The sequence below is a fragment of the Pseudomonas sp. M2 genome (assembly GCF_015751845.1).
GTDB classification, from domain to species: Bacteria; Pseudomonadota; Gammaproteobacteria; order Pseudomonadales; family Pseudomonadaceae; genus Aquipseudomonas; species Aquipseudomonas putida_E.
In genome coordinates, this window is record NZ_JADOUD010000001.1 from 5,408,238 (window position 1) to 5,430,739 (window position 22,502).

General features: G+C 62.6%; 17 protein-coding genes. 6 read left to right on the plus strand and 11 right to left on the minus strand.

Annotation, left to right across the window (positions count from 1 at the left end; all coding sequences use genetic code 11):
* Positions 1-90 precede the first annotated feature (90 nt).
* Genes IWW33_RS25050 through IWW33_RS25065 form a run of 4 tightly spaced genes read left to right on the plus strand, consistent with a single transcriptional unit; the run spans position 91 to position 3,536 of the window.
* Complete coding sequence (locus IWW33_RS25050) at positions 91-687, plus strand: paraquat-inducible protein A (RefSeq protein ID WP_125923163.1); 597 nt, start codon at positions 91-93, stop codon at positions 685-687.
* A complete protein-coding gene (locus IWW33_RS25055) occupies positions 684-1,328 on the plus strand; it encodes a paraquat-inducible protein A (protein ID WP_161870912.1) in 645 nt (214 codons plus the stop codon). Before IWW33_RS25050 ends, IWW33_RS25055 begins: the two co-directional genes overlap by 4 nt.
* A complete protein-coding gene (locus IWW33_RS25060) occupies positions 1,309-2,964 on the plus strand; it encodes an MlaD family protein (RefSeq protein ID WP_174141346.1) in 1,656 nt (551 codons plus the stop codon). Before IWW33_RS25055 ends, IWW33_RS25060 begins: the two co-directional genes overlap by 20 nt.
* Positions 2,965-2,981: 17 nt before the next feature.
* Positions 2,982-3,536, plus strand: coding sequence for a PqiC family protein (locus IWW33_RS25065; RefSeq protein ID WP_196998176.1), 555 nt, complete (start codon positions 2,982-2,984; stop codon positions 3,534-3,536).
* Between the two features lie 25 nt (positions 3,537-3,561).
* On the opposite strand, the gene IWW33_RS25070 is transcribed toward IWW33_RS25065, so the two are convergent.
* The 11 genes from IWW33_RS25070 to IWW33_RS25120 all read right to left on the minus strand — a co-directional run bounded on the left by IWW33_RS25070 (position 3,562) and on the right by IWW33_RS25120 (position 20,058).
* Positions 3,562-6,018: a fused MFS/spermidine synthase gene (locus IWW33_RS25070; protein WP_231386539.1), complete on the minus strand. Its 2,457-nt coding sequence runs from the start codon at positions 6,016-6,018 to the stop codon at positions 3,562-3,564.
* Positions 6,019-6,174: 156 nt separating this feature from the next.
* Positions 6,175-7,740 (minus strand): arylsulfatase, encoded by a 1,566-nt coding sequence (locus tag IWW33_RS25075; protein WP_115274929.1) that lies wholly within the window; start codon positions 7,738-7,740, stop codon positions 6,175-6,177.
* Between the two features lie 99 nt (positions 7,741-7,839).
* Complete coding sequence (locus IWW33_RS25080) at positions 7,840-8,841, minus strand: HAD family hydrolase (RefSeq protein WP_174141348.1); 1,002 nt, start codon at positions 8,839-8,841, stop codon at positions 7,840-7,842.
* A gap of 45 nt (positions 8,842-8,886) precedes the next feature.
* Positions 8,887-10,191 carry a BatD family protein gene (locus tag IWW33_RS25085; protein ID WP_174141349.1) on the minus strand — a complete coding sequence of 435 codons (1,305 nt, stop codon included), beginning with the start codon at positions 10,189-10,191 and terminating at the stop codon, positions 8,887-8,889.
* Positions 10,188-11,786, minus strand: coding sequence for a VWA domain-containing protein (locus IWW33_RS25090; protein WP_196914419.1), 1,599 nt, complete (start codon positions 11,784-11,786; stop codon positions 10,188-10,190). Before IWW33_RS25090 ends, IWW33_RS25085 begins: the two co-directional genes overlap by 4 nt.
* 1 nt (position 11,787) lies before the next feature.
* Entirely contained in the window at positions 11,788-12,780 is a 993-nt protein-coding gene (locus tag IWW33_RS25095; protein ID WP_174141351.1) for a VWA domain-containing protein, read from the minus strand.
* Entirely contained in the window at positions 12,767-13,276 is a 510-nt protein-coding gene (locus IWW33_RS25100) for a DUF4381 domain-containing protein (RefSeq protein ID WP_174141352.1), read from the minus strand. The genes IWW33_RS25095 and IWW33_RS25100 overlap by 14 nt, the downstream gene beginning before the upstream one ends.
* Positions 13,273-14,214, minus strand: a complete 942-nt coding sequence (locus IWW33_RS25105; RefSeq protein ID WP_161870905.1) for a DUF58 domain-containing protein — start codon at positions 14,212-14,214, stop codon at positions 13,273-13,275. Before IWW33_RS25105 ends, IWW33_RS25100 begins: the two co-directional genes overlap by 4 nt.
* Positions 14,215-14,227: 13 nt before the next feature.
* Entirely contained in the window at positions 14,228-15,202 is a 975-nt protein-coding gene (locus IWW33_RS25110; protein WP_119688995.1) for a MoxR family ATPase, read from the minus strand.
* Between the two features lie 104 nt (positions 15,203-15,306).
* Positions 15,307-17,661, minus strand: coding sequence for a tetratricopeptide repeat protein (locus IWW33_RS25115; protein WP_174141353.1), 2,355 nt, complete (start codon positions 17,659-17,661; stop codon positions 15,307-15,309).
* A 327-nt stretch (positions 17,662-17,988) separates the two neighbouring features.
* Complete coding sequence (locus IWW33_RS25120; RefSeq protein WP_115274938.1) at positions 17,989-20,058, minus strand: PAS domain-containing sensor histidine kinase; 2,070 nt, start codon at positions 20,056-20,058, stop codon at positions 17,989-17,991.
* A 169-nt stretch (positions 20,059-20,227) separates the two neighbouring features.
* Here IWW33_RS25120 and IWW33_RS25125 point away from each other — a divergent pair, with 169 nt between their 5' ends.
* The gene (locus IWW33_RS25125; protein ID WP_174141354.1) at positions 20,228-21,148 is read left to right on the plus strand and encodes a bestrophin family ion channel; all 921 of its coding nucleotides are present in this window, start codon (positions 20,228-20,230) and stop codon (positions 21,146-21,148) included.
* A gap of 136 nt (positions 21,149-21,284) precedes the next feature.
* Positions 21,285-22,292 carry a zinc-binding alcohol dehydrogenase family protein gene (locus tag IWW33_RS25130; RefSeq protein ID WP_196914420.1) on the plus strand — a complete coding sequence of 336 codons (1,008 nt, stop codon included), beginning with the start codon at positions 21,285-21,287 and terminating at the stop codon, positions 22,290-22,292.
* Positions 22,293-22,502: the final 210 nt, after the last annotated feature.

The following is a 22,502-nucleotide window of genomic DNA, read 5'->3' on the forward strand; positions in this document are numbered from 1 at the left end:
GATTTACAGATTGTTCGCTGAACATTTGCCTAATACAGGAGCGCTTCTATATTCACAAAGGCCTGATTTCAAGTTGACCAGAGCGTCATGATGCCCCCACCCGAGCAATTGATCATCTGCGAGCACTGCGACTGCGTGTATGAAAAAGCCTTGCTCGCCAAGCATCAGAAGACCTTGTGTTCGCGCTGTGGCGGTGTGCTGCAGCGGCACAACGGCCTGACGGTGGAGCAACGCCTGGCGCTCACGCTCACGGCCGCGGTGCTGTGGCTGTTCGCCAACTTCTACCCGGTGATGAGCATCAGCCTGAAGGGGCTGAAGAACAGCGCCACGTTGTGGGATTCGGTACTGGCACTGAGCCAGGGGCCCATTACCTTCATGGCCATGGTCGCGGCGATCTCGATCATCATCGCCCCGGCATTCCAACTGCTTTTGCTCATCTGGGTCCTGGGTTACGCCCTCACGGCCCGCCGCTCACCGGCCTTCAAGCTGTGCATGCGCTGGCTGGAAACGCTGCGCCCATGGAGCATGCTCGAAGTCTGCCTGCTGGGCGCGATGGTGGCCGTGTTCAAGCTCGCCGGCATGCTCGATGTGCTGCCGGGCATCGGCCTGCTTGCACTGGCCGCACTGAGCCTGCTGATGATCCGCATTGCCGGGCGTGACATACGCGACCTGTGGGACACGCCATGAACCGGCCGCCAACCGCCACCGAGCTCAACCTGTGCCTGTGCCACAGTTGCGGGCTGGCCTGCGACATGCGCGACGAACCGCATCAGTGCCCACGCTGCGATGCCCCGTTGCATCGGCGCAAGACCAACTCGCTGGGCCGTACCTGGGCCTACCTGTTCGCAGCGCTGGCCTTCTACATACCGGCCAACGTGCTGCCAGTGATGAACACCACGATGCTGGGCAGCGGCGCCGACAGCACCATCATGAGCGGCGTGATCGAGTTCTGGGGGCATGGCGCCTGGGACATCGCGCTGATCATTTTCATTGCCAGCATCGCCGTGCCAGGGGTGAAGTTCATGGCATTGACGATGTTGTTGATCACGGTCCAGCGTGGCAGCACCTGGGCGCAACAGCAGCGCTCCAAGCTCTACCGGTTCGTTGAACTGATCGGCTATTGGTCGATGCTCGATGTACTGGTGGTGGCGCTGGTTGCGGCACTGGTGAAATTCCAGGCTTTGGGCGATATCGAGCCGCGCCCCGGCATTCTGTTCTTTGGCATGGTTGTGGTGTTCACCATGCTTTCAGCGATGAGTTTCGACCCCCGCCTGATCTGGGACACGCCACCTGACAAGGAGCTCATGGATGAATCCATCCAGCAATGACAGCCCAGCCGTTCCGGGCAAGGCACCGGTAAAGACCCGGCGCTTCAGCTTTTCACTGGTGTGGATCGTGCCGATCGTGGCAGTGCTTGTCGGCCTCTCGCTGGTGGTGCACAACCTGATGCAGGAAGGCCCGACCATCACCCTCACCTTCAAGACCGGTGCCGGGCTTGCAGCCAACAAAACCGAAGTGCGCTATCGCAACGTCGTGATCGGCCACGTTACCGAGGTGGCGCTCAGTAACGACCAGAAGAACGTGAACGCCACCGTCAAACTCGACAAGCAGGCCGAAGGCTTCACCCGTGAAGACTCGAAGTTCTGGGTGGTCCGGCCGCGCATCGGTGCCGGTGGTGTGTCGGGCATAGACACCCTGCTCTCGGGCGATTACATCGGTGCCGACATTGGCCAGTCGAACACGCGCGTCAAACATTTCACCGGGCTTGAAAACCCACCCGCCATCACCTACGGCGAGCCCGGCAAGCATTTCACCCTGCACACCCAGGACCTGGGCTCGCTGGACATCGGCTCCCCTGTGTATTTCCGCAAGATCCCGGTCGGCCAGGTGGTCGCCTACGCCCTGGACAAGGATGGCAGAGGGGTTGATGTAGAGGTCTTCATCCACGCACCCAACGATGCCTTCGTGACTGCCAACACCCGCTTCTGGAACGCAAGTGGCATTGACGTAGAGGTCGGCGCCAATGGCTTCGCGCTCAAGACCGAATCGCTGTCTTCCATTCTGGTCGGCGGCATCGCCTTCCGTGCACCGGACTTCAACCCCAACGACACCGTCGCCAGCGAAGACCAGCGCTTCGAGCTGTTCGCCGACCAGAGCAGTGCGCTGGCACCGCCTGCTGGCAAGGCGCAGTACCTGGCACTGCGTTTCGACCAGGCGATGCGCGGCCTTAAAGTGGGGGCACCGGTAGAGTTTCTGGGCATAGAGATTGGCCGCGTCGTATCGGTGAACCTGGACTTCGATGCGAAGCAGCGCAGCTTCCCGGTCAATGTCGGCATCGTGATCTACCCCCAGCGCCTGGGCCGGGCGCACGAGAAGATGCTTAAGGCCCTGCAGCACGATCCCAATGACGAAGCGTCCGCCGCCAAACTGATGGGGACGTTCATCGACAACGGCCTGCGCGCCCAGGCACGCAGTGGCAACCTGCTCACGGGCCAGCTGTACATCGCCCTGGACTTCTTCCCCAAAGCGGAGAAAGTGGCCTTCGACCCGACTGCCCGACCTGTGATGATCCCTACCGTTCCAGGCAGCCTGGAGCTGCTGCAGGAGCAGTTGCAGACCATGGTCGACAAGGTCAACCGGCTGCCACTGGAACGTATCGCCAGCAACCTGGACGCCAACCTGGTCGAGCTGCGCAAGAGTCTTACACAGTTCAATGGCAAGACATTGCCGGGGGTACAGAGCACCTTGGCCGAAGTCAGCACTACCCTCAAATCGGCCAACTCGACCCTGGCCGAAGATTCGCCGCAACGGGAGCAACTGACGCAAACCCTCGACGAGCTCGGCCGTATGTCGCGCTCGCTGCGCGAACTCGCCGACTACCTGGGCCGCAACCCCGAGTCGCTGATCCGTGGCCGCCCGGACAACGCCGCGCCAATGGACCTGCAAGGGCCGCCACGCAAATGACCACAGGAGTGTTGAGCATGACCCCGTTGCCAAGGATTACCCTGCTGGTCGCGCTGATGGCGCTGGGCGCCTGCCGCAGTGACCCTATCCAGTTCCACACCCTCACGCCGGCACAGCCGGCACCCTCCTCTCACACGGCCCCAGACGAGATCCTCATCGAAGGTGTCAGCGTACCGCCGCAGGTTGACCGGCCCCAACTGGTCATCCGTCAAGGCGACAGCAGCCTGGCCATTCTGGAAACCCAATGGTGGGGCGCCACCCTGGTGGATGAGTTGCGCAGCGCCCTGGTCGACCAGCTGAGCACTGTGCGCGCCGCACATAAGCTGTCCTTGCGCGTGGATGTACAGCGCTTCGATTCGGTGCCTGGGCAGTATGCGCTGCTGGACGCCCGGTGGCGCCTGCGGGCCCGGGAGGCCAATATCCAGCTGACCTGTCGCAGCACCCTGCAAACCGCATCTGGTGGCAGCATCGATGAGGTGGTGATCGCCCAGCAAGCCAACGTGAAGCGCTTGGTGGCCATGATCAGCCAGGCGGCCATGTCGCCAAACGCTGGCTGCCCCGCCTCACGCTGATAGCCATTTTTTCAAAGGCGATGCGTTAACGCTCACCGCCGGTGAACCAGCGCATGTAGGGGTTCTGCGCGGTCATCGGCGCCAATGCCCGCGCCTCACGCATCCAGGCCTGGCGGTTACCGTTATAGGCCAGCAATGACAAGCCGTAGAACCGCCGAAGCAGCTGCCACTCGTCTTCCACCGCACCCTGCTGGGCGCGGCCGGCATTTTCCAAAGGCGGCGGTACGCGCAGTGCAAGCAACGCCGGGAGCACCCGCGTGATCTCCCGCGGACGGACCCACGGTGCATATTCAATGCGCGGCCGGTCATCGGTAACCGGCTGGGCATCACCCGCGTAGCGTTCCAGGCCCTCTCGGTTGGTCACCCAGGTGGCCAGCAACGCATCGACCGACCCCACGCCAACCTGCGCCAGTGCAGCGGCAACTTCAGGCTGTTCGAAACGCTGGCGGATGCGCGGCACATCCAGTGCCATCGGCGATGCCGAGCCGATCAGCAGCATTTCGTGAAACTCGGTGGTCCACAACGACACATGGGGGAACACATCAAGGAAGCTGCGCACCAGCGAGCGGCTATCCTCGTCATTCTGGGTAGGCAACGGCAGCCATTGGGCGACCAGGCCGTACTGCTCCAGGCGCGAGGCCGCCAACTGATAAAAATCACGCGAGTACAGGTTCACCACCCCGGCTGCGGACGGCGGTGGCGGCTCCAGGGTGATCAGGTCGTAGCGCTGCGCGCTGCGCAGCAGTTCGCGGCGCCCATCGCGCAGGCGGATATCCAGGCGCGGGTCGTTGACCGCATCGTAATTGCCGGAAAACAACGGCGCCGCTGCCAGCACCTGCGGCAACAGTTCGGCCACCACCGGGTGCTCCAGGCCCGGGTAGCGCAGCATTGCCCCGGCAGTGATGCCAGTGCCAAAACCGATCACCAGCGCCGAGCGGGGTTCGCCGCGGTGTATCAGCAGCGGCAGCAATGCCTGCAGGCGCATGTAGCGCAGTGACGGCATGGCATCACCGGTATTGGACACCCCCTGGATGTACAAGCGGTTGAAGGCCTGGCCCTGGCGCTGCTGGTTGACCACCGCCACCGTGCCTCCCCGGCCCTCTTCGTAGAACACCACCTCGCCACTGCGGGCTCCGGGCAACAGCTGCGCCAACCGCTGTGGCGGGGTCAGCACGCCAGTGAGCACGGTTGCTGCGCCAACCACCAGCACGGCCACCCGCATGCCCTTGCCCACGGCCTGGCCACGCCATACCGCCACCATGCCGACGGCTGCCGCAACAACGGCGAGCACGAACAGCGTGCGTACCAGCCCAACTTCAGGCACCAGCACAAACCCGGTGAGCATGACCCCGGCAATACCGCCCAGCGTGTTGAGCGCCACGACCGTGCCCACGTCCCGCCCCACTTGGCCACTGTCCACGGCCAGGCGCAAGGCCAGGGGGAATGCCGCACCAAGCAGCGTGGTAGGCACGAATACCACACACAGCGCCGCCGCGGCGAAGCGCGCGCACATGCCTGCCAGTTGATTGCCAGTCAGTTGCACAACCTGTGCTTCCAGGGTGGTCTGCAGCACGATCAGCCAACGCCCGAGCCCGGCGATCTGCAACAACGCCAGCAGGCCTGCGGCGGCGATCAGCAGCCCGAACAACCCCCAAGGGTCGCGGATACGGTCCGCTCGCCGGGCGTACACGGCGCTTCCCAGTACCAGCCCGGTCAAGTAAGTGGCCAACACCACGGAAAATGCAAAAGCCCGGGTACTCATGAACTGCACGATCGATTGTGTCCACACCACCTCGTACCCCAGCGCCACGCCGCCTGCCACGCAATACAGGGCGATGGCCAGCCTGGCCTTGGGCGTGCGCGGTTGCAATGCCGCTGCGCCAGGGGCCAGGTCACGCTCATCCTTCGCCCGCCCAAGCCAGGCGCCCAGTGCGGCCAACAGGTTCAGCACGGCGGCCACGCACGCGGCCCCGGTAACCCCCAGCAGCGGCAGCAGGACGAATGCTGCCAACAAGGTGCCGCAGATTGCCCCGGCGGTATTGGCGGCGTACAGCCAACCGCCCGCCTCGCCCAACTGCCCCTCGGTGGGGGTCAGCGCACGCACCAGTACCGGCAAGGTGCCGCCCATCAAGAAGGCCGGCAGCCCTACCAAGGTGAAGGGCAACAACCAGGCCAGCAGGCCTGCGCCTGCCTCCAGGCGGGCAAACATCGCGGCGCTGTGCGCCAGGGCCAGGGTTGCCCCTACTCCCAGCACTGCCACCGCCAATTCAAGGCCAGCATAGAGCTTGACCGGGCGACGCAGCCGGTCGGCCCAGCGCCCGAACACCAGGCCGCCCAGGGCCAGCCCGGTGAAAAATGCACTGATACCAGCGGTGATGGCATACACCTCAACCCCCACCACCAGTGACAGCTGCTTGACCCACAGTACCTGGTAGATAAGCGCCGCGCCGCCAGAGACGAACAACAGCGCCGCTGGCAGCATCAGCTGTAGCGGCGTCTGTTTTACCGTGGTTTCAGGGGCATGAGCGCGAGCGGAGTTCACAGCTGCTGGCATCGATAAGCCTTAGCGGACCTGAAACCCGGTCCGCAATGGATAGGAAAGAATGCGCCCGCCAAGGGCGGGCGCGGGGCATTGCCGTTACTTCTTCATTTTCTCTTCGATTTTCTTGTCCACGTCAGCACGGATCTGGTCGATGCTGAAGCTCGCCGGACGCTGGCTAGGCGGGTATTCCACGAACGTCTGCAGGAACGCTGCAGCCTTGCGGGTACCTTGGAAGATCAGATAGTCGTTCTTGGTCAGCCAATCGTAGTACTGGTCCGAGACGATATCAGCACGCTCGTAAGGGTCCATACGCAGGTTGAACATCTTGGGCACACGCAGGCAGGTGAACGGTTCGCTCCAGACCTGCAGCCCACCGGGTGCCCGCTGCTCGCAGAACACCAGTTTCCAGTCTGCAAAGCGCATGGAAACCAGTACACCGTCATCGTTGAAGTAGTAGAACTCTTTACGCGCGCTCTTGTCGGTTTTGCCCGTCAGGTAATCGAGCTGGTTGTAGCCGTCGAGGTGAACCTTGAAGTTCTTGCCTCCCACATCGGTGCCCTTGAGCAGGCGGTCCTTGATGCCTGTATCGCCTGCTGCTGCCAGCAGTGTCGGGAACCAGTCCAGCCCGGAGAACATCTGGGTGGAGATCGTCCCGGGTTGGACCTTGCCTGGCCAGCGAATCATCGCCGGCACGCGATAGGCGCCCTCCCAGTTGGAGTTTTTCTCGTTGCGGAACGGCGTGGTTGCCGCGTCCGGCCACGACCACTGGTTTGGCCCGTTGTCGGTGGTGTAGACCACGATGGTGTTGTCGGTAACCTTCAGGTCGTCCAGGGTCTTCAACAGTTTGCCCACATCGCCATCGTGCTCGAGCATGCCGTCGGCGTATTCATTGCCGATCATCCCGCTCTGGCCTTTCATCGATTCACGCACATGGGTGAAGGCATGCATGCGTGTGGTGTTCATCCAGACAAAGAACGGTTTGTCGGCCTTGACCTGCTTGTCGATGAAATTGATCGCCGCCTGGGTGGTTTCATCGTCGATGGTCTCCATGCGTTTGCGGGTCAAGGCACCGGTGTCCTCGATCTTGCCGTCCGCACTGGACTTGATCACCCCACGTGGTGAGGCGGCCTTGACGAAGTCCGGGTCATCCTTGGGCCAGAATGGCCGCTCTGGCTCCTCTTCGGCATTGAGGTGGTAGAGGTTGCCGAAAAACTCATCGAAACCGTGGTTGGTAGGCAAGTATTCGTCGCGGTCACCCAGGTGGTTCTTGCCGAACTGGCCGGTGGCATAACCTTGCGCCTTCAACGCCTGAGCGATAGTTACATCACGGTCCTGCAGGCCCACCGGCACGCCCGGCATGCCCACCTTGGACAGCCCGGTGCGCAAAGGCGTCTGGCCGGTAATGAAGCTCGACCGGCCGGCGGTGCAGCTGTTCTCTGCGTAATAGTCGGTAAACATCATGCCTTCTTTACCGATGCGGTCGATGTTCGGCGTCTGGTAACCGACTACCCCTTTGCCATAGGCGCTGATGTTGGTCTGGCCGATGTCGTCACCGAATATCACCAGGATGTTGGGTTTTTCCGCGGCATTGGCCGTACACACGCCCATCGCCGCTGTGGCGGCTAGTGCGAATGTGGTTATCCATCTTCTGCTGGACTTCATTAGGCGATCTCTCCGTATCACGTTTGCTGGCATGTGCCACGACTACGTGCACGTTCGACCTACTGCTCGGCTGGTCCCTGTGCCCCTGCGGTTTCTTTGTCACTGAGCCTGGTTGCTATCGAATGGGTAGATGCGCTGCCATTCCCGGGCCATGTCGACCACGGTCCAGTTACCGGCCCTGGCAGCGTCAAGGGCCTTGTCCAGGCGCCCTATCTGGCTGTCACGGTCATAAGCCCATTCGCGTGTTGCGTCGGTGTGGTGGACCAGGCCGGCAAAGCGCTTGCCGTCACCGGCCATGGTCCACTGCAGCATCTGCAGGTCGCCGTCGGAATTGCCGAAGGCAAATATCGGACGGCGACCGATGCGGGCGTCGATGCTCACCGGTTTGCCCGGGCCATCGTCGTTGTGCAGCAGCTTGGGCAGCCGCTCAATGGACAGCTTGCCGTTGTCATCGATGAAGCGGGCATCGAGTGTGGTGCCGATCACCTGCTCGGGCGGCACGCCGTAGACCTCTTGAGCGAAAGCACGCATGAAGGCCACTTCACCGCCCGACACGATATAAGTCCTGAAGCCGTTCGCCCGCAGGTACTGCAGAAGTTCGAGCATGGGTTGGAAGACCATTTCGGTGTACGGCTTGTGGCTGCGAGGGTGCACGGCCGTTGCCAGCCAACGCCGGGAGTTGGCGATGAAGTTTTCGGTACTGACCCCGGCATGGGTAGCAGCAACGATCTTCAGAATGCCATCCATACCGCTGTCAGTGAGGGCCTTCTGGTCGCCCTCCAGCACCGCCTTGAACGGTTGTTGGGTGGCCCACTCCGGGTGTTGCGGGGCCAGCCTTTTGACCTCATCGAGGGCGAACAGCACTTCGAAATACAGCGGCTGTTCGCTCCACAGGGTGCCGTCATTGTCGAAGACGGCAATGCGCTCGGCCTCAGGCACATAATCCTTGCTGCCCTCGGTGGTCACGGCGGTGACGAAGGCTTCGATGGCCTGGCGTGAAGTGCCTTCGCGCCAGGAGGGCAACGGGTTCGCGGCCTGCACCGCCAAGGGCAGCAGGAGCAACAGCGTAATCCACCAGCGTGTGCGTTGCAGGTCGAGCATGAAGTATCCCTCCTCGGTGCTGCCTACCCTGTTCAGCCCAAATGCTCATGGGTTGAGTGGTTTCAAACCCTTGCGATGACGGACTTGCCGTTCACTCACGACCACGCGCCGCAGCGCTGGCAGAGCCGGGCTCAGCAATGGCGTGGCCTGGTGGCCTTCACTGACCTTGCCGTAGCGGTTCTGGAGCCAGTCTAGTAGACGTATTCGCATTGAGGACGGCAAAATTGAGGAAAATTCTGACATCGTGCGCTGCCCCGTAACACGCCGAACCCACAAGTACAGGCCACCCAGTTGAGGTGGGTCTTCTGCAAGCTGATCGCGGGCCAGTTGCCAGGCGTAATCCGCCGACTGCAACCGCGCCTCGCGCCGCGCGGCTTGCCAGCCCTTGAAATGCCGCCATGCCACCTGCAGCCAAGGCCGTGCGAAATAGCTCAGGCCCACGCCAAGTACCAGCAAACCCACTGCCCACAGCCAGTGGCCGGGCAGGCGCAACTGTGCCTCGCGGCCGAGCGCGCGCAGGTCCTGATCGATGGAAAACGGTGCTTTGTAGCCGCCGTCAATGACGGTGACATCGATCGCGGGCAGCGTCGCTCGCCTGGGCTCACCGGTCGCAGCGTCCCACCACTGCAGCTCGATCGCGGGCAGCTGGTAGTCACCTGCGGCGGCTACCACATAGCTCACACTGTCTTCACGCTGGCCACCGTTCGAGCCCCCTCTGCCATCACTGATCGGCGCAATACGGGGGGTTTGCACGTAGCGTTTGAGGCCCTCGATCTCCACCAATGGCGGCGGCGGTATCAGCATCGCCTGGGCGCCCTCGGCACGCGTCAGCACTCGGCGGGTAATGCTGTCACCTGCACGCAACGGTGAATGCGACAGCTGCGTCTGTTGCTCAAGGCTGACCTTGCGCGCGACAAGGCGGTGCACGGTAGCGTCACCGGACAAGGCCTTGGCAACGAATGCCAGCGGCTCGCTGGTGAGCGTGACCGGCGTGTCCGACTGGCCCGGGAATACCTGAAAAGTTTGAGCAGGCAGCGTGAAGGCTTGTGCCGTTTGCGGGGTGATCTGGTAGGTATAACGCAGGCCGAAGAAGGTCTTGCCATCGAGTTGCTCGTTCAAATGCTGCGCTTCGCCGCCAGGCGCGCTCACTGCGGCACCCGGCAACCCAATGGCCGGCAGCACCGCCGGCTGGGTGAACCAGGTGTCGACCAGCAGGTCGACCTGCAACTCGAGCGTGGCGCCCACCACCGTGTCGCCGGCCGGCACCAGGCGAGCCTGCACCCGCGCCTCGGGTGCTGCCACCGCGAGCAATGGCAGGCAGAGTGGGAGCAGCAACAGCAAGCGCCTCATGGTGTGCCCTCCGCGGTTTGCCGTGAAGCATCCTGAAGCAGGAACTTGCGTCGCAGGAACTGTGCCGGCGAGGTGCTCAGGTTATTAAGCCAAACCTGATCTGACGCCGCCTGCGGGGTAAGTTGCTGCTTCTGCTTGGCGCCTGTGGAGGGTGTCTGGTCCTCCACCACCTTGTCGGCTTTTTCGTCCGGCGTGCCCGCCTTTTGCTGATCTTCGTAGTCCTTGAGCAGCGCCTGTGCCAACGCAAGATTGGCACTGGCCTCGGCAAACGTCGGCTGCCGTTTCAATGCCTGCTCATACGCCTGGACCGCCTGGGGAAACTTGAACTGGCGCACGTAGATGTTGCCCCGGTAGAAAAACGCCTGTGCGGTGTCGAGCTTGCCCAGGCTGGCCAAGGCAACGTCATAGTCGGCGGCGCTGTAGGCGGCCAGGCCTTTCCAGTAAGGGTCGCTGAAGTGCGCGGCAGCCTGCGGGTAATGACCATGCTCAAAGGCCCAGCGCCCCTGCTGGTCAGGGGTGAAGAACGCATCGGCAACAGGCCCGGCCCGCGCCGTTTGCGGCTGAGTGCCCAACAGCAGCACCAGCAGCACAGTGGCCATCCAGTGCACCTGCCAGCCACGGCGCAGGCACAACAGTGCAATCAGTGCAAGTGGCCAGCACAGCCAGTACCCGGCGTCCTTCCAGTGCACCTGCTGCGGGTCGCCCTGGGCCGCCTGAAAATGCTGCTGCGCATGCAGTTCGATCCAGTCCAGGTCATCGTCATTCAAGGTCAGGCTACCCAACGGGGCGCTGACAGCCTTGGCTAACTGGCGCAAGCCATCCTGGTCGAAATCGGCCTGCAGCGGGCGCCCGTCGGCGGCAATTCGGGCACGGCCCTGGGCGTCGTGCAGCACACCGCTGTCGTGGCTGCCGACTGCCAACACCATCACCTGCAGGTCGCTGCCCTTGAGCGCGTCCGCAAGCACTGGCAATTGCCCTGCATCAGCGCCATCGGTGAGCAATACCAGCGTGCCGGGTACCTGCTCGGCCGCCAGCAAGCGTTTGGCTACCTCGATCACCCCCGCCACGTCCTTGCCGGGCTTGGCAATCAAATCAGTGCTCAGCGCCTGCAAGAACGTGTCGAGCAAGTGCGGGTCTTCGGTAGCCGGCAGTACCAGGTGCGCGCTGCCGGCATAGGCGATCAGCGCCGTGCGCGCACCCGCCCTGCGCATCACCAGGTCGTGCAGGGTGTGCTTGGCCGCTTGCAGACGGCTCGGCGGGACATCGTCGGCGTCCATCGACGGCGACAGGTCCAGCGCAAGAATCAACGGCGCACGGTTGTCGACGAACGCCGGGATATCCCGCTGCCATGTCGGCCCGGCAGCGGCCAAGGCGCCCAGGCCAAGCAGTGTTGCCAGCAAATGCACAGGCCGCACGCGCTGGCGTTGTTCAGGCGTGATGATCAAATGCTGCACCAGGTGCGGGGCGATGACGCCTTGCAATTGCCGTTTCAGGTCATGGCGCCGCTGCCAGGCCCAAGGCAACAGCGCCGCCGGAATCAACAGCAATAACCAGTATGGCCGCAGCAGATGCAATGCACTGAGGTCGATGTCCATGTCACAGCCTCCCCTGCGCAGGCCGCGCCCGCACAGTGCTGGCTATCGCAGCCAGGCTGTGGCTCAGGGCCAGCAACAGCAGGGCGGCGCCCAGCGGCCACCAGAACAGGTCACGCTTGGGCTGATGGCTGAAGGTCTTGACCGTGTGCGGGGTTATCCGGTCGAGCGTGGCATATACCTGGGCCAGCGCGCCCCGGTCATCGGCACGGAAGAACCTGCCACCGGTGGTGCGCGCGATGCCTTCAAGCGCCTGCAGGTCGACTTTGTCTTCACCGCTGGCCTGCGGATCGCCGATACCGATGGTATGTACCACGATATCCCGTTCTCGGGCCAAGGCCGCCGCGTGCTCGGGCGTGATCGCGCTGCCGGTGTCATTGCCATCGCTGAGCAGCACCATCACCTTTTCCTGCTCCTTGGCCTGGTCCAGCAGCTTGATGGCAAGGCCAATGGCATCACCGATCGCGGTATTCGGCCCGGCCATACCGACCCCGACCTCATCCAGCAGCAGCGACAGGCTGGCGTGGTCCAGGGTCAAGGGTGCCTGCGGGTAGGCACCGGTGCCAAAGACGATCAGGCCAATGCGGTCTTGCTTGCGCTGCGCGATGAAGTCGCGCACCACCGCTTTGACTGCCGTCAACCGGTCCACCTGCCGGCCATTGGCATCGGTGAAGTCCTTGGCCTGCATGGATTGAGAAATATCGATCGCCAGCAGCATGTCGCGGATCGGCTGATTATGCTCGATAGCCTTCTCCACCAGCACCGGCCGCGCGCAGGCCGCCACCAGAAGGCCCCATACCAGCAGGTTCATGAGCGCCTGCCAGCGCCCGCCCGACCTTCGCGAGGTGCCCGGCAACTGGTTCACGGCACGGCTCATGGCGAAGAAAAACGGCACCCGCAGTGCGCTGTGCGCTTCGCGATAAGGCCGCATGAAACGGTAGGCCAGCCAGGGCAAGGGCAGCAGCAAAAACACCCAGAGGTAGTCAAACTGCCACATGATGCACCTCGATCCAGCGCCTGCAGGTGTGCACCAAGGTGCTGAGTTCTTGATCGTCAATCGCTTGCACCTGCAGGTCAGGTGCATAGGCCAAGGTGTGCAGTTGCGCGGCAAACTGCACCGGCAAGGCAAAACGTGCCCTGTGCTGAAGAAAGCCCTGCCAATGCTGGCCTGACAGGCTTTGCACCGGCGGCGCATCAGGCATGGAAAGCGCAACCCGCTTGAGCAGTTCCGGCAACTCACGCAGGGCCGGCAAGCGCTGCTCGGGGGTGTTGAGTGCCGCCACGAGTGCGTCCAGCCGCAGCAACGCTTCACGCCGATAACGGTTGCGCTGCCAACGGCGCCAGGCATAGGCGGCACAGACCAGCCCGGCCACCAACACGATCGCCAGCACTACCGCCCAGCCCCAGGTTTGCGGGGTATAACTGAACGGCGGCACCGGCAGTGGCAGCTCCTTGAGCTGGTCGATGGCGGGAGGCGGCGGCCGAACACTCATCGGGCACCTCCGGACAGCCGCCCCAGTTCGCGTCGCACCTGGCCCAGCACCTCTTCGCCGGTACTGATCATCATCAGGGGGATCTGGCTGCGGCGCAGCAACTGGGCCACTGCCTGCAGGCGCCCGGAGAGGAAATCGCCCAATGGCCGGTGCACCTGGCGGCGCCCGACTTCAAGCTCGACTTGCATTTCACCCTGGGTCACGCTCAACCGCCCTTTGTCCGGCACGTCGAGCGCGATAGGGTCGTACACCTGCATGGCGATCACATCATTGTGCGCACTCAACTGTCGCAGCAGCTTCAAGGTCTGCTCCGACACCCCGGCAAAGTCACTGATGATGCAGACCAGGGCATCATGCCCAGCGATGCCGATGGCCGTGCGTAGCATGTTGTCAAGTTGCCCCTCATGCTCGCTGTCCGGGCCATCTGCGCTAAGGCGGTTGTTGCTGCGCACCACGGCCGCGCAAAGTGCTTGTACCCGTGCGCGGCTGCGCAACGGCTTGATGTGCACCACCTGCTGATCATCGAACACCAGCCCGCCTACCCGGTCACCGGCCTGCAGGGCAATCCATGCCGACAACGCCGCAAGCTCTGCGGCGGTGACCGACTTGAAGCTGCGCTGTGAACCGAAATACATGCTCATGCGTTGATCGACCAGCAGCAGCGTTGGCCGATCGCGCTCTTCGGTGAAGGTGCGCACGAACGGCTTGCCGTAACGCAACGACGCACGCCAGTCCAGATGGCGCAGGTCGTCACCCGGGATATACCGGCGCAGCTCGTCGAAGCTCAAGCCCCGGCCACGCAGGCGCGAAGCATGGTTGCCCGCCAGGATGCTTGCCAGCGGTTGGCGGGCAACGAAACTCAAGCCGCGTGCGTGGTGTTCGAACGCCATCAACTGGCTGAGCGAGGCATGGACGAAGCCGTCCTGGGTCGGTTGCATCGGCTTGCTCCGTTCAGGCCGGGATCGCCACTGTGTCCAGCAACCGGTCGATCACCTGGTCGGGGCCAATACCATCGGCCACCGCGTCGTAAGAAAGTTGCAGGCGGTGGCGCAACACCGGGTGCACCACCGCACGCACGTCATCAGGGGTGACGAAGTCTTGCCCTGCCAGCCAGGCATGGGCCCGGGCCACCCGGTCCAGGCTGATGCCGCCACGCGGGCTGGCGCCGATCTTGATCCAGCGCGCCAGGTCAGGGTCATGCTCAGCGGGGTGGCGTGTGGCATTGATCAGGTCGATCAGGTAACGGTCGAGCGCAGGCGCTACCTGTATGCCAGCAATAGCGCTGCGCGCCGCGAACACCACCTCCTGGGCCAGGCGCTCAGGCGCCTGATGCGGGCGGCCGGCCTGCTGTTCTTCGTTGCGCACCAGGCGCAGCACCTGGGTCTCGTCCTCGACTTTGGGATAGTCCAGTTGCAGTTTCATCAGAAACCGGTCCATCTGCGCCTCGGGCAACGGGTACGTGCCCTCTTGCTCGATCGGGTTCTGGGTTGCCAGCACCATGAACAGCCCGGACATCGGGTAGCTCTGCCCGGCCACGGTGATCTGGCGTTCTTCCATGGCCTCCAGCAATGCAGCCTGGACCTTGGCCGGTGCGCGGTTGATTTCGTCGGCAAGAATCACGTTGCCGAACAACGGCCCGGGCTGAAACTTGATTTCGTTGCCCTGCGCGGTCTGCTGCAGAATCTCGCCACCGGTGATGTCCGATGGCAGCAGGTCGGGGGTGAACTGGATGCGCCGCATGCTGGCTTCCAGATGCGTGGCCAAGGCCTTGACCGTGCGCGTCTTGGCCAGCCCCGGCAGGCTCTCCAGCAATACGTGACCGTTGGCCAGCAAGCCGAGGATCACATGGCGGATGGTATCTGCCTGGCCCAGTACGCTTTGCGCCACACTGGCTTCAAGCGCTGCTATCTGCTCACGTATATCCACTGATCCGATCCTAGTCAGTCGGGGTCTCGGCAGGAGGCCCCTGGATGTTTGCAACTGCTGCAGGTGACGAGGTAAAGCTAGACGCTTGCGGCGCCCGCGCCAGTTCAGTTGGTACTTTCATATTTTTGCCAATAGGGCTCGATGCCTTGCAGGCGCGGGTCATCGGGGGCCACTTTGCGCATGCGCTGCACATAGGCGTAGGCCTCACTGCGCTCACCGGCCAAGGCATGCAGGTAGATCAGCGAGTACAGCAGGTCGGCGTTGTCCGGTGCCTGCTCAAGGCCCCGTTCCAAAGCCACCAACGCTTCATCCCGACGGTTCATGCGTGACAGCAACAGGCCTTGGTTGTAGCGAATGCGCGTGTTGCCCGGCAGCGCGACAGCCGCGGTTTCCATCCAGCCCAGCGCCTCTTCGGGCTGGCGTCGCTCCACCAGCAGCAAGGCCAGCATGTAAGCCAGGTTGCCCCGATCGGTGGCCGGCATCTTGTCCAGTGCCACGCCTGCGCGCAGGACCTTTTCCGCTTCATCCAGCTGATTTTCGCCCGTTGCAAGGTTGGCCAGGTTGACGCGCGCAGGCACAAAGTACGGGTCCAGCCTCAAAGCCTGCCGGTATTGGTCCATGGCTTCGCCCTGCCGCCCCTGCCTGCTCAGCAGCACCGCCAGGTTCAAGCGCCCGCCGGGCAGGTCCGCATTGCCACGCAGGCGCGTCTCATAGTCGGCCAGAGCAGTGCTGAACGCGTCCAGAGACTGGGCAGGCACCTGCGCCTTAGGCACATCGGCCAACGCCCGGACGGCCTCATCGCGTACCGCCAGGGCGGGGTCTTCAAGCAATGGCAACAGCGGCTTGAGGCGCTGCTCCGCAGGCACGCTGACAAACCCCGACACCGCGTAGGCACGCACCAGCGGGCTCGGGTCTTTCAACGCCCAGCCCAGACTGATTAGAGCCTGTGGGCCGAGGTCGGCCATCTGTTCGGCAGCAGTGGCGCGCACGATGGCTGGCTTGCCCTTGTCGGCCAGCACCGTGCCCAACAGGCTCAACGGGATGCCGTCGCCATTACGTACCGCCTGGAAAGCCTCGCCAAACAGCACCGGCCGACGCGGCTCGCCAAACCACCCCTCGATGGCCTTGGCCGCCCAGGCCGGTTGCTGGTCCGTGTGGCAGGCGGTGCAGGCATCGGGGCTGTCGACCTTGCTTGCCAGGTCCGGCCGCGGGATGCGCAGGCTGTGGTCGCGCCGTGGGTCGACCACCATGTAGGTCTTGGTCGGCATGTGGCAGCTCACGCACTGTGCGCCAGGGCTGCCTGGCGCGTGATGATGGTGAGCCGGCGTGTCGTAGTCCTTGGCTTGCAGGGAGGCGAAGCGCGCCACCGGTGGATTGCCGTTGTGGCATTGCAGGCACAGGCCGTTGCCTTCGACCCTCACCTTGTTGGTGTGCGGGTTGTGGCAATCGGTGCACCCCACCCCGGCGGCGTACATCTTGCTTTGGGTGAACGAGCCGAACTCGTATACCTCACCGTCAATCTGCCCATCGGCATGATAGAGGCCGGTGCGCAAGGTGGCCGGCAAACTCTGGTCAAGCTGCGGGTGGCCGGGCAGCTGGCCAACGCCCAGCGTTTGCCGGCGGCTATGGCAGAATGCGCACTGTTCGACCTGGCCCTGGCTGCCCAATGCCTTGTAGTCCACCGCAAGGCCCATGTCCTTGGCAGACGCTTGGGCATGGTCGCCCGGCGCGGCCTGCTTCGCCCAGGCGACATGCGCCTGCCCCGGCCCGTGACAGCTCTGGCAGCCGACATTCTGCTCTTTCCAGGTGGTGGCGAAGCTGTCCTGACGATCGTCGTATTGTTTGAGCAGCTGCGTGGAATGGCAATCAGCGCACATGCCGTTCCAGTTCTGATAGCGGCCGGTCCAGTGCAAGGGGTCGTCGGGGGCAAAACGTTGCCCTGGATAGAGTGAGAACCAGCGCTGCCCGCCCTCGCCCTGTGCCCGGCTGTCCCAGGCGATGGTCAGAGCCTGCAGGCGCCCTCTGGGCAGCGCCACAAGGTACTGTTGCAACGGGTAGTGGCCGAAGGTGTAGAGGATCTGGAAGTCTGCCGGCTGCCCATCCTCACCCTCGGTATTGACGAAAAAACCGTCTGCGTTGCGAAAGAAGCGGGCCTTTACTCCAGCCTCATCGAAGGCGGCGTCCTTGAAATTGCCCAGCACGTTGGCCTCGGTAGCCTCGCGCATGGCCCAGCCGTGGTCCGAATCTTTCCAGGCCTGGGCCTGCGTGGTGTGGCAGCCAAGGCATGTAGCGGTCGCCACATAGCCTTCGGTTTCCTTTGCAGGCCCCGGCAACTGGCCAGGGCTTTCAGCGGCAAACGCTATCGCGTTCGGGCCGAGCAACAGCGTGATCACAACAGCCAAACACCAGCCAATACCAAAATACCAAAACGCGCCTTTCCCTTCGTTGCAACGCCCCATCCTTAAGCTCCACGGTCAATGCTCAAAACGGCCCGTTGGGCGCAATGCCAGTCAGTCAGGGTTATCAGGGCTGCTACGCAGCCCATCGCTGGCAAGCCAGCTCCCACCCGGAGCGCGCAGTTCTTGAGGTCTGCGTTATACATGTAGGAGCTGGCTTGCCGGCGATGGGCCGCAGAGCGGCCCCAAATCGTTTGGCTGACTGGTGTTACCCCTTGAACTCTTGTGACATCCCATTCACCTACATCTGCGTGATCAGACTAGCGCACAACCCGGGCAAGAAAAGTCGGCATGGGAAAATAACTCAGCCTGGTTTGCCCGAGTGCAGAACTACCGGCCTGTCTGTTTCAGCAAAACATTCACGTTCAGTGTCAGCGCGTCGAGCGCGAACGGTTTTGTGAGCACTGCCGTATTCGCCTCCATCGGCGTGTCGCTCAGCACATTCGGCTGCGCATACCCGGTCATGAACAACACCGGCAACCCAGGCCTGCAAAGGCGGCCGGTCTGCGCCATCTGCCGACCGTCAATACCGCCCGGCAAGCCAATGTCCGTAACCAAAAGGTCGATACGGGTATCCGAGCGCAGCAGTTGCAGGCCCGCCAAGCTGTCAGCGGCTTCAATCACTACGTAACCACAGCTGCCCAGGGTTTCGCTGACAAACATGCGCACCGAGGGCTCGTCGTCGACCACCAATACCGTTTCACCGGACAACGCTGTTGGCACCTTGACCGGTGTTTGCTCACACACCTCCCTGTCGACCTGGGCGGCGTGGCTGGGTAACTGAAGGAAGACGCGTGTGCCGGCGCCCTCCTGCGATTCAATCTTGACCTGGCCCCCGGACTGCTTGGCGAACCCATAGATCATCGACAAGCCCAGCCCGGTGCCTGCGCCAACTGGTTTGGTCGTGAAAAAGGGCTCGAATGCGCGGCTGAGTGTCTCGGCATTCATGCCGATACCATCGTCGGCCACGCAAATGGTCAGGAACATTCCGGCGTTGAGCTCTGGATCCAGCCCAGGCCCCTGCGGCAGAAACTGGTTTGAAGTAGTGACGGCTATCTCGCTGCCACCGGCATCACGGGCATTGATACAAAGATTGAGCAGCGCATTTTCGACTTGCGCCGGGTCAACCAGGCAGGTGCTTGCCTGGGCACCCAATTCCACCTGAAGGTGAATCGAAGGGCCGACCGTCCGACGAATCAGCTCTTCCATGTCGCTGATCAACGTATTCACATCTGTATGCTCGGGCAGCAACGTCTGCCGACGAGAGAAGGCCAGCAACCTGTGCGTGAGCGAGGCAGCCCGCTGCGCCGCCCCCTGCGCCACCGACAAGTAGCGCTCCACATCGGCGACTCGACCCTGTTTCAGGCGCAGCTTGATCAGGTCGAGGCTGCCGGTTATTCCTGCCAGGAGGTTGTTGAAGTCGTGGGCAATCCCCCCGGTCAGCTGGCCGACCGCTTCCATCTTTTGTGACTGACGAAGTGCCGCCTGCGCCGCTTCACGTTCGGCAACGGCTTGCTCGATGCGTGCTTCCAGCGTGCGGTTGAGCTCAAGTAACTTGGATTCAGCATTTTTCCGGGCCGTTACATCGATAGAGGACCCGATCAGCCCCATGACTTCTCCGGTGTCGCTCAACAGCGGGGCCTTGATGGAAAGCCAGTAAGTTGCCGAGCCATCGGGCATGTCCACCTGCTCTTCGATCTGCTCGGCTACCCCACCATGCATGATGCGCTGATCTGTTTCCATCACCTGGCGAGCCTGGGCTTTGTCCTCCAGGAACTCGATATCGGTCTTTCCCAGGTAGAACTCCGGCGGCTTGCCGATCAGTTGCGTGGCACCATGATTGGCCACCAGCATGCGTCCTGCCAGGTCCTTGGCATAGACAACCCCTGGCACCGCTGCCGTGAATGTTCGCAGCAGGGCCGACATCCTGTCGCGCTCAGCCTCTGCCGAGCGGCGCGATTCGATATCCATGAGTATGCCAGGGAACCTCACTGCCACACCTTGTGGGTCGAGCTGTGCACGGCCATTGGCCTCGACCCATCGATAGCCGCCATCATCGTGTCTAACCCGGTATTCGCACCTGAACGCACCACCGCGGCCCATCGCTTGCTGGATGTCGGCCCAGACACGCTCTTGGTCGTGCGGGTGAATCGAGGCAAACGCTTCTTCGATCGGTATGCCCGCCATGCACCTGTCGGCGGGCAGCCCGAAGGATCGGGAGAAGCGTTCATCGGCTGTGACCTGGTTATTGGGGATATCCCATAACCAGGTGCCGATGATCGCGCCTGCATCGAGCGCCAGCTGCAATCGCTCGGCAGTATTGGTTGGAAACGCATGTTCCTGGCTCTGCGCTGCAGATGCGCCAGTAGGGCTGTAAATGCCAGGACGTTCGCGATCCATAACCTGTCTCTTAATGGCAACTGTCGGCCATGGTCGCATACCTGCGCCAAGCGCCGGAAGGCTCACCATACTTAGGCTCAAGATTAAGCTGCGATTAAGTCTGGCACCTTAACCTGTCCCCAGCAAAGGCGCTTTCCCCCGCCTTTTTGGGCTTACAAGGAGTTCTGCCATGACCCATGCACTGGATATGAAATGGAAATGCCTGGCCAGGACGGTGACATACGTCGGCTGGTCGCTGCTCTGGTTATTGCTGTGGGACGTAGTTGTTACGTTTGATGCCATGCTGGTCACAGGCTACGGGCTTGAGCTGCCCCTGATGCCCCTGACGCTCTTGTGTTCCGCGCTGGTGGTGCTTATCAGCTTTCGCAACTCCAGTGCGTACAATCGCTGGTGGGAGGCCAGGACACTGTGGGGCTCGATGGTCAACAGCTCCCGCAGCCTGGGCAGGCAGGTACTTACCCTCATCGACGATACCCATGACCTGAACCCGGTAAAAGCCCAACTCATGCGGCGGCATGTGGCTTACCTGCATGCCCTGCGCATGCACCTGGGCGGTGACAAGAACCCTGAAGCGCTGGCCGCTTTGCTCACTGAAAGTGAACGGGCCCGCCTGGCGGGAACCAGCAATTTGCCCAACGACATTCTCAGCGGTTCGGCAGAACTGATCACGCGCGAGTTCAACGAAGGCCGGCTGGACAGCATCAGGCTGGCGCGCATCGAGTCGACGCTGGTAGACCTTTCGAACTGGCAAGGTGGCATGGAGCGTATCGCCAATACACCGCTGCCCTACCCTTATGTGTATTTCCCAAGACTATTTGGCACGCTGTTCTGCATCATCATGCCGCTGAGCCTAGTCCCGTCCCTGGGCTGGTTCACACCGGTGGTGTCGACGGTCGTGGGCTGCATGCTGCTGGCCATGGAGCGCATCGGCACGGACCTTCAGGCGCCTTTCGGCAACAGCCAGCACCGCATCCGCACCGAAGACTTTTGCCGCAATATCGAAAGCAACCTCAAGTCGATGTTCAACTCGCCAGAACGAGGGGTGCTGTCACTCTGCGGTGAGCCAACGCCGGCACTGCAGAGGCTTTGATCCGCACCGACCGAAACATGCGGGGCCCGCCTGACTTTCACTGGAAAAGTGAAAGTCTTATCCAATTTCCCCTGTTTTTGACTCAACACAATGCAGATAGCCTGACCAGCACTCCTTCCCTATCGAGGTAATGGCAATGAAGGCCATTGTTTTCACCCAACCCGGTTTGCCGATTGAAGACCCGCAGTCGCTGTATGAGGCAGACCTGCCCAACCTAACCCCGGGTGCCCGTGATCTGTTGGTCGAAATCAAGGCCATTGCGGTAAACCCGGTCGATACCAAAGTGCGCGCGTCACGCAGCGCCGACCAACCCCAGGTGCTGGGCTGGGATGCGGTAGGTATCGTGCGCGAGGTGGGCAATGCCGTGACACTGTTCCAGCCAGGTGACGAGGTGTTCTATGCCGGTGCCATCGACCGCCCTGGCAGCTACAGCGAGTATCATCTGGTGGATGAGCGCATCGTCGGGCGCAAACCCCGCAGCCTGGACAATGCCAGCGCTGCAGCCTTGCCGCTGACGTCCATCACCGCCTGGGAACTGCTGTTCGACCGGTTGGGCGTCGAGCAGCACGGTGGCAAGGGGCAAAGCCTGCTGATCATTGGCGCCGCTGGCGGCGTCGGCTCGATCCTGGTGCAACTGGCCAGGCAGCTCACCCAACTGACCGTGATCGGCACGGCCTCCCGCCCGCAAACCCAGCAATGGGTCAGCGAACTGGGCGCCCACCACGTCATCGATCACACGGTTTCGATTCCACAACAACTGGCGGAACTCAAGCTGGAGCCAGTGGATTACGTGATCAGCCTGACGCACACCGACACTTACCTGGCGCAACTGGTGGAAGTGCTGCGGCCGCAAGGCAAGCTTGCGCTGATCGATGACCCCGTACAGCTTGACGTCGTGCCGCTCAAACGCAAGTCACTGTCCCTGCACTGGGAGCTGATGTTCACGCGTTCGCTTTACACCACCGAAGACATGATCAAGCAGCATCAGTTGCTCGAGCGCGTATCGGCCCTGATCGACGAGGGTGTGCTCAAAACCACCGTAGGCGAGCACTTCGGTGCAATAAACGCTGACAACCTCAGGCGCGCCCATGCCCTGCTCGAAAGCGGTAAGGCCCGCGGCAAGGTCGTGCTGGAAGGTTTCTGAACCAAAGGTTCATGGCAAAACTGCAGCACCCGGTGATGATGTGCATCGGCGTGTTGGCCACCCGGATACCGGATCACATGGGAGCATCACTGCTGTGCCCCGAAGGCGCTCATTCTGCCAAAGCAGGCGCAAGGAGTGCCACGGCAGCCAGGCCAGGCTGCATCCCTGAGCCCTGGGCGGTATGGTACGGGGCATTGCGCAACCCAACTG